The 14,573-nt window shown below is 72.5% G+C and carries 9 protein-coding genes; 4 read left to right on the top strand and 5 right to left on the bottom strand.

Going from position 1 to position 14,573, the window contains the following annotated elements:
• Positions 1-71: 71 nt before the first annotated feature.
• Positions 72-2,972, bottom strand: coding sequence for a glycoside hydrolase family 48 protein (locus AB0I71_RS08160; RefSeq protein ID WP_357582531.1), 2,901 nt, complete (start codon positions 2,970-2,972; stop codon positions 72-74).
• Between the two features lie 964 nt (positions 2,973-3,936).
• Between AB0I71_RS08160 and AB0I71_RS08155 the strand changes: the two genes are divergently transcribed.
• Entirely contained in the window at positions 3,937-5,430 is a 1,494-nt protein-coding gene (locus tag AB0I71_RS08155; protein ID WP_357582530.1) for a GH1 family beta-glucosidase, read from the top strand.
• A gap of 58 nt (positions 5,431-5,488) precedes the next feature.
• Entirely contained in the window at positions 5,489-6,724 is a 1,236-nt protein-coding gene (locus AB0I71_RS08150) for an MFS transporter (RefSeq protein WP_357582529.1), read from the top strand.
• Here AB0I71_RS08150 and AB0I71_RS08145 read toward each other — a convergent pair.
• Positions 6,721-7,158, bottom strand: coding sequence for a MerR family transcriptional regulator (locus AB0I71_RS08145; RefSeq protein ID WP_357582528.1), 438 nt, complete (start codon positions 7,156-7,158; stop codon positions 6,721-6,723). The two genes, AB0I71_RS08150 and AB0I71_RS08145, sit on opposite strands and share 4 nt — an antisense overlap.
• A gap of 79 nt (positions 7,159-7,237) precedes the next feature.
• On the opposite strand from AB0I71_RS08145, the gene AB0I71_RS08140 reads away from it, so the two are divergent.
• A complete protein-coding gene (locus tag AB0I71_RS08140) occupies positions 7,238-7,861 on the top strand; it encodes a class I SAM-dependent methyltransferase (protein ID WP_357582527.1) in 624 nt (207 codons plus the stop codon).
• Positions 7,862-7,879: 18 nt separating this feature from the next.
• Here AB0I71_RS08140 and AB0I71_RS08135 read toward each other — a convergent pair whose 3' ends face one another.
• The 3 genes from AB0I71_RS08135 to AB0I71_RS08125 form a co-directional block, all read right to left on the bottom strand.
• Positions 7,880-8,293 (bottom strand): roadblock/LC7 domain-containing protein, encoded by a 414-nt coding sequence (locus AB0I71_RS08135; protein ID WP_155218583.1) that lies wholly within the window; start codon positions 8,291-8,293, stop codon positions 7,880-7,882.
• 5 nt (positions 8,294-8,298) lie between these two features.
• Positions 8,299-10,809: a nitrate- and nitrite sensing domain-containing protein gene (locus tag AB0I71_RS08130; RefSeq protein WP_357582526.1), complete on the bottom strand. Its 2,511-nt coding sequence runs from the start codon at positions 10,807-10,809 to the stop codon at positions 8,299-8,301.
• A 124-nt stretch (positions 10,810-10,933) separates the two neighbouring features.
• Positions 10,934-12,316 carry an FGGY family carbohydrate kinase gene (locus tag AB0I71_RS08125; RefSeq protein ID WP_357582525.1) on the bottom strand — a complete coding sequence of 461 codons (1,383 nt, stop codon included), beginning with the start codon at positions 12,314-12,316 and terminating at the stop codon, positions 10,934-10,936.
• 256 nt (positions 12,317-12,572) lie between these two features.
• Here AB0I71_RS08125 and AB0I71_RS08120 point away from each other — a divergent pair, with 256 nt between their 5' ends.
• Positions 12,573-14,480: an anthranilate synthase family protein gene (locus tag AB0I71_RS08120; protein WP_357582524.1), complete on the top strand. Its 1,908-nt coding sequence runs from the start codon at positions 12,573-12,575 to the stop codon at positions 14,478-14,480.
• Positions 14,481-14,573: the final 93 nt, after the last annotated feature.

Genomic DNA, 14,573 nt, shown 5'->3' with positions numbered 1-14,573 from the left:
CGGACCTGCCTCTACCCCCGAGGCCCGGCCGGTGCCTCCGGGTGGGTCACCGCCCACCCGGAGGAGTTCGTTCAGCCGTTGGGGAACAACTTCCCGTAGTCGGCGTAGGCCATGGCGACGTCCGCCTGGGCCCAGAATCGGTGGTAACGGAACTCGGGCTCCGGCCCACCGTCGAGGTACGCCTGCACCTTCGGCCACGCCGGGTCGTTCTTGTAGAACGACCGGATGTCGAGGAAGCTCTTCCCCGGCGCGATGGCGTCACCGTTGGGCATCCGGCCACTCCAGCCCGGCGGGATGTACAGGCCCTGCCCGGTGGAGGCGTCGTAGACGTCGTCGAAGCGCCGGTAGTCGCCACGCTTCTCCACCGTCGAGACACCCTGGGCGTCGCTGTGGGTGTGCAACGCGTCCAGCAGGCCCTTGGCGGTGGTCTTCGCCGCCTCGTTGCCCGACTTCGCCGCGTACGCGATGAGGGTGCGGGCGTAGGCCGCGGCGACGCCGACGTCCTGGCCCTTGACCGTCACCTCGACGTGCAGGTTGGTGTTCGGCTGCGGGTTGCTGGGGTTCCAGTTGGCGGGCTGGCCGGTCCACTTCATGTCCGACGGGATGGACCAGTTCTCGCCAAGCGTGGTGTTGGCGATCGCCCACGGCACCCACTTGTCCAGCAGCGCCTTGGCCCGGGCGTTGCCGCTGACCAGGTACAGCTCGGCGATGCGCTGCATCGACCAGGCCTGCATGCCGAACCACTGGTTCGACGGCGGGTCGTTGTAGACCGGGTCCTCGTCGTAGAACATGCCGTAGAAGGTGGCCGTGCCGGCCGGCGGCGTGCCGTAGTGCCCGCCCCAGCTGTTGGTCGCGCCACCGGCGATGCCGCCCTCGGCCGACTGGAGCCAGGTGTAGAGCTCCAGCTGCCGGTTGAGGCTGTTGGTCCAGTCCGCCGCCGCGGTCGGCGAGCGCGGCTTGAGCTCGTCGACGTTCGTCAGCGCCCAGGCCGCGAACGGGTTCTGGTAGCCGAAGTGGCTGTGGCTGGAGCCGATCCGCCAGGACCAGTTCTGGCTGGTGTCGGTCGCGCCGCCCCAGGCGTAGTACCAGGACAGCAGGTAGTGGGCGGACTCGCGGTTGTTGCCCGCCGGGCAGGCGCTGGCCCCGACGCAGTTGCCAACCCGCTTGAAGTACTTGTCGAACAGGGCGTACCGCAGGTAGTCACCCATCCGCGCGGCCTTGGCCACGGTGGCCGACACGTCGGCCGCCTTGTTCTGCTCCTTGGCCCAGGTCAGCGCCCAGTACGCGGCCTGCACGGCGCGGGCGTCGGCGTCCGGAGCGTTCGTGTACTTCCACTGCTTGGCGGGGGCCTGCGACTCCTTGATGAACAGGTCCAGGTAGCCGTTCGGGCCGCCGTGGCGGAAGGTGTCACAGGACGGGTGCGGCACGGTTTCCCACACCGACTCCTGGGTGCCCCGCTGGAAGGTGTTGATGTACGCGGGGCGGGTGGTGCCGTCGCCGCAGCGGCCGTAGCCGTAGACGTTGTCGACGTCCAGCAGCCAGTGCATGCCGTAGATGGAGCCGGTGTTGTAGGTCGACTGGAGCTCCGAGCGCAGCGGGTCCTTGCCGACCGGCACGTTCGAGTCCAGCTGGGACGGGTACTGGCTGGGCAGGTCGTGCTCGGCGGCGTAGGTGGCGTCACCGGCAGCGCCGGCGGTCGGCTGGTCGGCCGTGGACGGGATGATGTACTTCTCCATCACCGTCCAGGCGTTGTTGAACGGCGCCCAGTTCTGGGTCACCCGACCGTAGTAGGCCTCCAGCCACAGCCAGAAGCTGAACGCCTCGGAGGTGGTCTCGTGGCCGTGGTCCGGCGCCTCGACGATCAGCGTCTCGATCGAGTGGTACGGCACGCCCTCGGGGCTGAAGTACCCCGAGTTCTTGATCTTGTTGTACTGGGTGAGGAACCGCTGCACGTACTCGCCGTCCCCGCCGGGCACATCGTTGTCGATCTCGGTGACGGTGACCGTCGCCGGGGTGTGGCCGGTGGCCGAGGCGGTGATGGTGGCGGTGCCGCCGGTGGTGTCGGCGTCCTCCGCGGCCCGGACGGTCACGTCGACGCCGGTGTTCCAGTTCGAGGTGGTCAGCGTCGTCGAGGTCGGCGTGACGGTGATGTCCGTGTCGCCGGTGCGCGCCAGGCTCACCGCGACGTTCGCGGTGGGTGCCCGGTTCAGCTTGAGGTTGAACGTCGAGCTGCCGCCCTCGGGGACGGTCAACGCGGTCGGCGTGGCGACAAGCGCCGGCGAGGTGGTGCCGGCGACGGTGAACGACCGCTCGGCGATCGCGGACAGACCGCTGTTGTCGTACGCCCTGGCCTGCACCGTGTAGTCACCGGCCGGCAGGCTCTCCAGGGTGTACGCGTACGGCGCGGTGGTGTCGGTGTTGACCAGCAGGCCGTTGCGGTAGAACTCGACCCGGGCGATGGTGCCGTCGGGGTCGCTGGCGGTGGCGGTCAGCGGCACGGTCGCCGGGGCCGTGAACGGGCCGGCGGGCACCGACAGGCTGACCGTCGGGGGCTGCTGCGCCGTACCACCGCAGGTGACCCCGTTGACCGAGAACGAGGTCGGCTTCGCGTTGGTGCCGGAGTACGAGCCGTTGAAGCCGATGCTGGTGCTGCCGCCGGCGGGGATGTTGCCGTTCCAGCCTTCGTTGACGGCGGTGACCTCGTTGCCGCTCTGGCTCCACCGGGCCGACCAGCCCTGGGTGACCCGCTGGTTGCCGGGGAAGGCGAACTTCAGGGTCCAGCCGTTGATCGCGTCGCCGGTGTTCCGGATGGTGAGGTTGGCGGTGAAGCCGTTGCTCCAGTCGTTCGTCGTATAGACCACGTCGCAGGCCGGTGCGGCCTGTGCGGCGGCGGCGGGGACTGTCGCCCCACCGATCGCCAGCGCCGCGGCGGCGAGCCACGCCAGGCGCCGACGTCTAGCCAGGTTTCTCATCTGCGCGGTGTCTCCTCGGACCAGGCCGGTGGCGGTGGCGCCCCGGCGGTGACGCCTCGGGGACGACAGGTCCGTCGAGGTGCCAGTGGATGGTGGTCGCTGCGGCCCGGGTGGGCCGGCGCGGCGGGGCGCCGTGGGGGGACGGCTGCTGCTCCGCTGCTGGCAGGACGCCGTACCGGACGAGCCGGAAGCCCTCGGCGACCCGCGCTCACGCGTACCTTGGCTCCGCGCGGTCGATCGACAGTGTGCCATGGAAGCGCTCCCAATGCCAGCAAGGGAACTTCCGGAAACACTGAGTTGTTTCGATCTCGTTTTGGGGCTTTCACAAAGCCGTGACGGGCGTTACAGTCGCAGCAACGTCGATGGGAGCGCTTCCATCGACAGAGTTCCACCCGGAATATCGCCCGGTGTCGTGCCCACGGCTCCGGGGAACAGACCACAGGCCGACGGCGGGCCAGCCCGGACACCGCCGTCAGCCATCACCCCACCACAGTGGAGGGAGGTGGATCCTCAGCCACTCGCGTGGCCCGGCTCCCGCGCGACACGCACAACTGGGACGCCAATCCGAACGTGCGTGTACCGCAACACGGTGGGGACGGGGGTTGCCCTCCCCCGTCCCCACACTAAACCCCCGTTCACGATGGGAAAAGAGGCCGACGGGTCAGACGCGCACCACCCGCGCGCCCCGCACGGCAGTCGACCCGCCCGCCGACCGCCATCAGCGACGCCCCGCCGACCGCCCGGGCGCGCGCCGCCGGTCCGCCCGCGGTACTCGGCGCACCCGGTTCCGCCGCACCAGCTGCCCGACCGGCACAGCGCCCTTCCCCACCCCACGTCACCCCGCCACCGAGGCCGTCAGCCCCACCCCTCGCGACGACTCGGACCTGCGGGACCGCCTACCCTCTACCCTTTGTTGGGAGCGCTCCCGGGCTCAGGCGGTCATCCCCATCCACGAGGAGAACCCATGTCGATACTCACCAGGCGGCACCTGCTGCGCCGTGCGGCGCTCTCGGCCACCGCTGCCACCCCGGTCAGCGCCGTCCTCGGCACCACGGCCGCGGCCACCACGGCCACCGGTCTGGCCGGCTGCCGGCCCGGCGACCCGGTCGAGACCACGGCGACCGCATCCAACCCGGCCGCCCGGCGGTCCTTCCCGCCCGACTTCGGTTGGGGCGCCGCGACCTCCGCTTACCAGATCGAGGGCGCGGCCAAGGAGGACGGCCGCGGCGAATCGATCTGGGACACGTTCAGCCGCACCCCGGGACGCACCCGCAACGGCGACACCGGCGACGTGGCGGCCGACCACTACCACCGTTATGCCGAAGACCTCGATCTGATGCGTGACCTGGGGCTGCGCAGCTACCGGTTCTCCATCTCCTGGCCGCGCATCCAGCCCGACGGAACCGGCGCCGCCAACCAACGCGGCCTCGACTTCTACCGTCGCCTCGTCGACGGCCTGCACGAACGCGGGATCGCCCCGATGGCCACCCTGTTCCACTGGGACCTGCCCCAGGCTCTGCAGGACACCGGCGGCTGGGAGTCCCGCGACGTCGCCCAGCGCTTCGCCGACTACGCCGCCATCGTCTTCGACGCTCTCGGCGACCGCGTGCCGGTCTGGCTGACCATCAACGAGCCGAAGACCGTGGTGCAGAACGGCTACCTCTTCGGCCACCACGCCCCCGGCCGGCGGGACCCCGACGCGGCGTACCTGGTCGCCCACCACCTCCAGCTCGCCCACGGCCTCGCCGTGCGCGCCCTGCGCGCCACCGGCGGCACCGGGCGCATCGGCCCCGCCTTCAACCTGCACCCCTGCTACCCGGCCGACGACTCGGCCGCCGCCGCCGAGGCCGCCCGCCTCTACGACGGCTACGAGAACCGCCTCTACCTCGACTCCGCGTTGACCGGCAGCTATCCCGAGGACGTCCTGGCCGACCTCGGACCGAGCAGTCGGATGGTCCGCGGCATCCGCGACGGCGACCTGAAGATCATCTCCAGTCCGGTCGACCTGCTCGCCGTGCAGTACTACACCCCGATCTACGTCACCGCCTCCGGCGGCACGGAACGCCGCTGGCCCACCTCCGAGGCGGAGTGGCAGCAGATCTACCCCGACGGGATGTACGACACCCTGACCCGGGTCACCCGCGACTACGGGCCCATCCCCCTCACCGTCACCGAGAACGGCCTGCCCACTCCCGACGAGCTCAGCGCCGACGGCACCGTCGAGGACGACGGCCGGGTCACGTTCCTGCGCGACCACCTGGCCGCCGCCCACCGGGCCATCGCCGAGGGCGTGCCGCTGGAGAGCTTCCACGTCTGGTCCCTGCTCGACAACTTCGAGTGGGCCGAGGGCTACGAGCAGCGCTGGGGGTTGATCTACGTCGACTACCCCACCCAGCGCCGGGTGTTCAAGCGCAGCGCCCACTGGTACCGCCAGGTCATCGCGGACAACGCGGTCTGACCGGCACCTCGGCGGCGGCTCGGTCCCGGGCCGCCGCCGAGGCACGTACGATCCCCGCATGCGTGATCGCAACCGTCTGGGCCGGCCGTTCTGGACCTTCTGGAGCGCCGCGGCACTGGCCAACCTCGGCGATGGCATCCGGGTGGCCGCCTTCCCGCTGCTGGCCGCCGCGCTCACCGACGACCCGCTGGCCGTCGGCGCCGTCGCCGCCGCCCAGTTCCTGCCCTGGCTCGTCTCCGGGCTGCTCGCCGGTGCCCTCGCCGACCGCCGCGGTGCCCGTACGCTGCTCGCCGCCGCCGACACCGGCCGCGTCGTCGTGCTGGCCGCGTTGGCCACCAGTGTCGCCCTGGGCTGGGCCACCATCGCGCTCGTCGTCGCCGCCGCGTTCCTGCTCGGCGTCGGCGAGACCATCCGGGACACCGCCGCCCAGACCGCCGTACCCAGACTCGTCCCCGACGCCCAGCTGGAGAAGGCGAACGGACGCCTGGTCGCCGGTGAGATCGTCGGCAACGAGTTCGTCGGTCCACCGGTGGGTGCCCTGCTGTTCGTCGTGGGCGCCGCCATCCCGTTCGCCGTCAACGGGGCCACCCTGGCCCTGGCGGTGATGCTCGTACTCTCGCTGCCACTGACCCTGGCCCACCGGCCCACCACCGACACCGGTCACGCCCCGCCGGCCGCCGACGGTGACGGCGTGCTGGCCGGCCTGCGCTGGCTCGTCCGCCAGCCGATGCTGCGCACCCTGGTACTCGTCACCGCCGCCGTGGCCGCCGCCGACACCGCCTGGTTCGCGATCTTCGTGCTCTACGCCCGCGACGCCCTCGGCCTCGGCGCGTTCGGTTTCGGCCTGCTGCTGGCCACCGGCGCTGCCGGTGGCCTGATCGGCTCGTTCGCCGCCGACCGTCTGGTCGCCCGCTTCCACCACCGGTCCGTGCTGACCTGGTCCATGGCCGTCACCGCCGGCGTGCCGGTCCTGCTGGCCGTCGTCGGGCACCGCGCCGTCGCGGTGGTCGTGGTGGTCACCACAAGCGCGGCGTTCGCCGTGCTCAACGTCGCGGCGCTGTCGGTACGCCAGCGGCTCGTGCCGGGCGGACTGCTCGGTCGCGTCGTCGCCGCCTCCCGCCTGGTCACCTACAGCTGTACCGCGCTGGGTGCGCTGGCCGGCGGTGCCCTGGCCGCCCGGGCCGGCATCGAGGCGCCGTTCGTGTTCAGCGGCATCGTCGCCGTGGCCGCCACCGTCGCCTGGTGGGTCGCATCCCGCCCCACCAACCCCGGCACCGCCCTCGGCCTTCGCTAGGGCGCGGGCCAGGCGTCCCCGTCAGGCCGTAACCCGGCCGGCAGGCGGGCGGCGACCTTCTCCCGCAGCCGGGGACAGACGGTGATGTCCTCGGCGTCGCACGCCGCCGCGTGTTCGATGATGGCCAACGACTCCTGAGCTGCTGCGATCCGCCCACGCAGCAGGTCACCGTGCCGCTGGTACAGGGCCGTCCGTGCCTGCTTGTCGGCCGCCTCGGTGAGCAGGTAGCGAGTCTGGTCCAGGGTCAGCCCCGCCTCCTTGGCGAGCAGGATGAGCGCGATCCGGGTCGCGTCGACCGAGCCGTACACGCGCCGTCCGCCAGCGGCCCTGGCCGGAGTCAGCAGCCCCATCTGCTCCCAGTGCCGCAACACGTGCGGGGCCAATCCGTACAGCGCCGCCAGCTCACCGATGGCCATCTCCCGCCTTGACTTCATGTCGACATGAAGATGCACCGTTGCCCGTGATGTCAAGCATCCGGGACCCGACCGGGTCGAATCTGCCGCAGGAGAAGCCATGTCACTCGCCAAACGGCTGCACGCCGTCGTGCACCCCGCCCACGACACCGGCTTCGACCGGCGCCGCAGCGTCTCCTACGACCGGATGTCCCGCTGGGCGCTACGCGGCCTCTACCGGCGGGTCGCCGCAGAGGTCGGGGCGGTCGCACCGATGTCGGCGACGATCCTGGACGTCGGCACCGGTCCGGGGCGGCTGCTGCACGAACTCGCCGACCGCCGCCCCGACGTCACGTTGGACGGTGTCGACCCGTCCCCGCACATGATCCAGGTGGCCGAGCAGTCCGCGACGAGCCGCTCGCTGGGCCACCGCGTACGGTTTCAGATCGCCGACGTGGCGGACCTGCCCCATCCCGACGGCAGCGTCGATGTGGTCGTCTCGACGCTGAGCCTGCACCACTGGCCGGACCTTCCGGCGGCAGCCACACAACTGGCCCGGGTCCTCCGACCCGGCGGCCAGCTCATGATCTACGACTTCCGGTTCGCGCCCCTCGACGCGGCGCTCGTCGCCCTGCGGTCCCAGGACGCCTTCGCGGCCGCCGGCGTCACCAGGAAGCCGATCCGCGCCGGCTGGTATCCGGTGACGCCGTTCGCCAGAGTGAGCGCGTCGAGAACGCCGGGGTGACCCGCTGCCCGTGCCTGCTCAGCGGGGCAGCGCCTGCTGAAGTTCGGCGCGCAGGGCGGGGGTCAGCATCTCGCCCGCCTGCTTGGCCAGCCGGGCCATCTCGTAGCCCACCACGCCGATGTCGGCGTCCGCCGCCGCCAGGGTGGCCAGGATCGAGCCGTCGCGCACCTGCATCACCAGGAAGTAGCCGCGACCCATCTCGACAACTGTCTGCTTGACCACGTCCCCGTCGAACATCTGGGCGGCACCGGCGGTGATGCTCATCAGCCCCGAGGTCACTGCGGCGAGCTTGTCGGCGTGGTCTCGCGGCAGGTGGTCGGATATCGCGACCAGCAGCCCGTCGGAGGAGACCACCACCGCGTGCGCCACCCCGGGCACCCGCTCCGCGAACGCGCTGACCAGCCAGCTCAGGTCGCGAGCTTCCTGCGACAACGTCGTCACTTCCGTCCTCCTTCGCTCCACGCCCCGAGCGGCGGCACGGGTATCTCGGTGGTCTCCTCAGACTCGGCCCGCCGCACCCCGCTGTACAACCTGGACAACATCCCGCCGACGGCTTCCGGGTCCGGATCGTCGCGGGTCGCCGGCTGCTGCTCCGGCCGGGCCGGCTGGGTCACCGCGCTGAGCTGAGCCATCGGCACCCGCACCGGCAGGCCCCGCTCGTTCGTCCCGGCGGTCACCGGCACGGCCGGCGGTGCCGGTGCGCCGGCCCCCACCGCGGGTACCCCCGACGAGGGGCCCTCCCGCGACCACCAGCCGCCACCGCCGGGCGCGGCCGCCGGAGCGAGCACGTCCTCGGCGCGTACCGGCACCGGATGGGCCTGGCGGGGCACCGTGGTCGGGCGTCGCCCGGCCACCGGCAGATCCGCCGGCCCCGGGTTGGCCGGTGCGACCGGCCGGGGCGTCGCGGCGGGCAGCCCGCGCGGCGACGGCACCGGATCCAGGCTCGGTGGCGGCGCCGGGGCCAGCAGCGGATGCGGCAGCCGTACCCGGGCCACCAGCCCACCGGCACCGCCGTGCAACCGCACCTCGATGCCGTGCCGGGCGGCGAGGTGACTGACCACGAACAGACCCATCCGTTCGACCGTCGCCACGTCCGCGGCCGGCGGCGCGGCCAGCACCGCGTTCGCCTCGGCCAGCGCCGCCGGGCTCATACCGAGACCCTGGTCGGCGATCTCGATGACCGCGCCGGGCCCCTCCACCCGCGCCATCACCTGCACGATGGTGTCCGGTCGGGAGAAGGCTGTCGCGTTCTCCAGCAGCTCGGCCAGCAGGTGCACCAGCTCACCCACCGCGTGGCCGACCACGTGCAGGTCCGCCACCGCCTCGTGCCGCACCCGCTGGTACTGCTCGATCTCGGCGCTGGCCGCCAGCAGCACCGCGCTCAGCCCGATCGGCCGGTTCCACCGGCGGGTCGACTCGGTACCGGCCAGCACCAGCAGGCTCTCGTCGTTACGGCGCATCCGGGCGGCGAGGTGATCCAGCTTGAACAGGTTCTCCAGCTGCTCGGGATCGCCCTCCTCGCGCTCCAGGTCGTCGAGCAGCTCCAACTGCCGCTCCACGAGCACCTGACTCCGTCGGGCGAGATTGACGAACATCGCGTTGACGTTGCGGCGCATGTTCGCCTGCTCGACCGCCACCCCGACGGCGCTGCGGTGCACCGCGACGAACGCCTCGGCCAGTTCACCGATCTCGTCGAGCGAGCGCACCACCGCCGGCGAGACCTCGATCGGTGGCACGCCACCGGAGACCGACCGCAGCCGGGCCAGCGCCTCGGGCAGCTCGATCTGCGCGATCCGCAGCGCCTGCGAGCGCAGCAGCCGAATCGACCGGGCCAACGACCGACCGATCAGCACCGAGATCAGCACCGCCACCAGCAGGACCGTGATGATCACGCCGACGACCAGCAGCGTCTCCCGCAGCTGGGTCTCGCTCGCGTCGTCGGCCTGGCGCACCGAGGCCGACAGCACCTCCGCCTCGAAGCGCTGCAACAGCTCGTGGCGGGCCTCGCTGGCGGTCCACCACTGCTCCGCGTCCAGCACCGCCGACCCGGACGTGCCCTGCGACAGCGCCTGCTCCTCCATCCGGGAGGCGGCGACGAAGGCCGGATCCAGGCTCATCTCGTCGTAGCCGGCCACCTGAGCGTTCGTCGCCGCGATCCGGAACGCGCCGAGGGCGGTCAGCTGCCGCGCCCGCAGTTCGGGCAGCTGGGCCGCGTCATCGGAGTCGTAGCTGCCGGCCCGGGCCGCCGAGTACAGCTCCGCCCGGACCCGCGAGGAGAGCTCCTTCGCCCGGGCGAACTGCACGTACCGCAGCACCGCGTCGGCCAGTTCCGGGCGGTCGGCGCCCGGCGTCGGCTGGGCGAGCAGATTCAGCAGCGCGTCGATCGCGCGGTGGTAGTTGCCGATGATGGTGTCGTCGCTGAGCACCACCGTGGTCAGCGTGTTACGGATGTAGCCGACCTGCTGGTACGCCTGGGAGGCCACCACGTAGACGTCCCGCCACGAGGCGTCCGCCTCGGCCAGCGGCTCGGCCGCCGCGCGCAGCTCCGCCGCCGCCTGGTCGGCGGCCTCGCGGTAGGGCTGCAACACGGCCAGCCGCTCCTCGCTCGCCTCCTCGTCGACGGCGTCCCGCAGGGCCGGCAGCTCACCGGCGGTGCGGTCGCGCTCCATCTGCAACCGGTGGGTCAGCGCGGTGATCTCGCGCCCGATGCCGACCTGGGCGGCGAAGTCACCCAGGGTGTCGGCGCGGCTGACCAGGCTCTGGGTCTGTACCCCCGCCAGGACCAGGAAGGCGACCGACGGGATGACCAGCACCGTGGCCAGCTTGGTGCGCATCCGCCAGTCCTGCAGGCGCAGGGGGGAGCGCCGCCGGTGGGGTACCACCCGGACGTCGAACCGACGCCGGCGGTGCTGTGACACCCCGTGCGCCTGCTCCGGTCCTACACCCACCCGCTCCTCCTCCCCCACGCGTCCGCCGCGGTCCGGGGAGCGCCGTCCATCCAACCAGGCCCGAGAGCAGTGTCAACGCCCTGCCCTTATGAATGGTTCAGGAAGGGTACTGCTGGTCGCCAGCCTATGCCGAGGTCGCCGACTCTTGATCATCCGTCCGGCCGATGTCGGCCACCGCCACGGCGTCGGCGATCCGGCCGGTGGCCACCAGCGCCGCGCCGGTGGCCCCGATCTCCGGGTGCCGCCCGAAGCGGACCGTCCGAGGGGCCAGCACCGCCGCGAACGCCTGCCGCCACCAGGTCGAGGCCGCTATCGCACCGCCGCCGAGGACCACCTCCACCGGCCGGCCCACCGTGGACTCCAACACCACCAGGTCGTCGACGACCTGCTCGCACACCCCGTACATGAGCCCGGCCAGCATCTCCACAGCGGTGGTGCCGAAACCCAGCCCTCGCAGCTCACCCAGCCCGGCCGGCCGACGGCCCGGCGGACGGTCACCACCGAAGCGCACGTTGGCCGGCCGGCCGCCGTCGGGCGGCAGCAGCGCCAGCGCCTGCTCCAGCGCCCTGCCGGTCGGCAGCCGCAACTCCCGGTCCGCCCAGGCGAACAGGTTTCCACCGGAGGAGTACGCGGCCCCGGTCACCACATGGTCGTGGTCGACACGGTAGCGCCACAGCCGGTGTGGCAGGACGCTCGACTCGGCAGGCGTCGACATCCGCTGCAACAACCGCACCGCGGAGGACGTGCCCACCGTCACCGCCGCCCGGCTGGGGTCCACGCAGCCGGAGCCGACGTTGGAAGCGGCGCCGTCACCCAGCGGCGGCGCCCACCGCGCTCCGGCCAGCGCCGGCCAGCGCCGGCCGTACTCGGCCCGCAGCCCACCGCGCCAGTCCCGCGCGACCAGGTCGGGAAGGTCCGTGCCGTCGCTGCCGGCCAGGGCGCAGGCCTCCGGGTCCCAGTCCAGCGTGTGCAGGTCCAGCAGGCCGGTGCCGGAGGCCTGCGACATCGACATCGGCGCCTCGGTGAGCAGCCGACCGAGCACGTACTCGACCAGGCCGGTGAAACGGGCCACCCGGCCACCCGTACGCGCCCGCAACCAGGGCAGCCGCACCGACCAGTAACAGCGGTGCCACCAGGTGCCGGTGCGCTGGTGGAAGGCGTCCGGGTCGGCCGGGCCGACCGCCGTGGCCGGCGGCTCGGGCCGGGTGTCCAGCCAGGTCAGTACCGGTCCGAGCGGTTCGCCGTCGGCGTCCAGCGGCAGCACCGAGTGCCACTGACCGCTGATCGCCACCAGCTCCACCCCGTCCAGCCAGCCCTGCCCGTGCAACTCGTCCAGGCACTCGATCAGGCAGGCCAGGTAGCCACGGGCGTCGAGGGTCCCGGCACCCTCGTCGTCGACGGCGAGCACGACGCGGCGACGGGCCAGCGCCCCCGGCAGCGGCTGGGCGTCGTCCAGCACGAGCCCACGCACCGACGAGGTGCCCAGGTCCAGCGCGAGAATCTTCATCGCGGGTCAACGTACCCGGTGATCGCGACGCCACAACGCTCCCGCGCACCGGGTCCGCCGATCGGCTTCCGCACCGACCACCCGACGCGTAGAGTGTTCGCATGCTCGCGCGATTGACCTGCTGGTGGCCCGCCGACCCGGCGGCCCTCCCCCGCGCGTAGCTTCAACCCACGCGGCCGCCCGACGAGGCGGCCGCCGGTCATGTCCCGGTTCCCCGGGCCGCCCCCGACGGCGGTCGCCCGGCCCGAGGAGACCGATGCACCAGCTGACCGACCTGCTCACCACGCTCGCCGCCGGCCTCGACCCCGGCCCGTTCGCCCTGTTACGCCGCGACGGCGCCGATCACCTCGACCTGTACACCGGCACCGTGACGACCGTCGACCTGCTCGCCGACATCCCACTGCCCGCCGCGGCCGGCCCGGCGACGCTGGCCCTGGTGCCGTACCGGCAGGTCGTCGAGCGGGGCTTCGCCTGTGTCGACGACCGGGCGCCCCTGGAATGCCTCCGCATCGACAGCCGCCACCGGCTGCCGCTGGCCGGCGTACTGGACGCGCTGCCAACCGCCCCGGTACGCACCACCGGCGCCGCCTTCGACATCAGCGACGACGAGTACGCCGCCATCGTGGCCCGGGTGCTGGCCGACGAGATCGGCCACGGTGAGGGCGCCAACTTCGTCATCCACCGCACCCTGCGCGCCCAGGTGCAGGGTGCCCCGCTGGCCGCCGCGCTGGCCGCGCTGCGCTCGCTGCTGACCGGGGAGCGCGGGGCGTACTGGACGTTCGTGGTGCACACCGGCACCCGCACCCTGGTCGGTGCCAGCCCGGAGCGACACGTGAGCGTCGACGACGGCCTGGTGATGATGAACCCGATCAGCGGGACCTTCCGGCACACCGGCGCCGCCGCCGACCGGGCCGCGCTGCTGCGCTTCCTCGCCGACACCAAGGAGACCGAGGAGCTGTACATGGTCCTCGACGAGGAGTTGAAGATGATGGCCACCGTCGCCGAGCGCGGTGGGCAGGTGGTCGGGCCGTACCTGAAGGAGATGTCCCACCTGGCGCACACGGAGTACCTGCTGGCCGGACGGGGCTCGAAGGACGTCCGCGAGGTGTTGCGGGAGACGATGTTCGCGCCGACGGTGACCGGCAGTCCGATGGAGAACGCCTGTCGGGTGATCGCCCGCCACGAACGTACCGGACGCCGCTACTACTCCGGGGTGCTGGCCCTGCTCGGCCATGACGAGACGGGCCGGCAGACCCTCGACGCGCCGATCCTGATCCGTACCGCCGAGATCTCCCCCAGCGGTGAGCTGCGGGTACCTGTCGGTGCGACGCTGGTCCGGCACTCCACCCCCGCCGCCGAGGTCGCGGAGACCCACGCCAAGGCCGCCGGCGTGCTGGCCGCCCTCGGCCTCGGCCCGCAGGCACCGGCCGGGCCGCACCCGACGCACCGGCTGGCCGACGATCCGCAGGTACGTGCCGCCCTCGCCGCCCGCAACGCCCCGCTGGCCCGGTTCTGGCTGGACCAGCGGCCGCCGGGCGCCCTGGCCCTGCCCGCCCTGGCCGGGCGCCGGGCCCTGATCGTCGACGGGGAGGACACCTTCACCGGGATGCTGGCTCATCAACTCGGCGCGCTCGGGTTGTCGGTGACCGTCCGGCCGTGGCAGGACGAGCAGCCGGTCCGGGCGTACGACCTGGTGGTGGTCGGCCCGGGCCCGGGTGACCCGACAGGTGACACGGAGAAGATGATCAGGCTGCGTGCCCTGCTCACGCAGCTGCTGGGGGCCGGGCACCCGACACTCACCGTCTGTCTCGGTCACCAGTTGCTCGCCGGCCTGCTCGGGCTGCCCGTGCACCGCCGGGACGCGCCCTACCAGGGGCTGCAACGCACGGTCACCCTGTTCGGCACGCCCCGCCGGGTCGGCTTCTACGCCACCTTCACCGCCCGTGCCACCGCCGACCACCACGACGGCCCGTACGGGCCGGTGGAGCTGGCCCGCGACGAGGCCGACGGCGCGGTGCACGCCCTGCGTGGGCGCGGCTTCGCCGGGGTGCAGTTCCACCCCGAGTCGGTGCTCAGCCCGGACGGGGTGGCGGTCCTGACCGACCTGCTGCGCGAGCTGCTGCCGGCACCGGCCGGTGAGCTGTCCCCGGCGGCCCAGGCATAGCCGGGCCGATCCGGGGTAGCGCTGTGAACGGCCGGCGGTCCGGGCGGGTCTGAGAGCCCCCGCCCGGACCGCCGGTCCTTCCGTGACGGACCG

Origin of the sequence: Micromonospora sp. NPDC049891, assembly GCF_040660295.1 — a bacterium.
Taxonomy (GTDB): domain Bacteria; phylum Actinomycetota; class Actinomycetes; order Mycobacteriales; family Micromonosporaceae; genus Micromonospora.
This window is presented reverse-complemented; position numbering and strand designations above follow the sequence as displayed.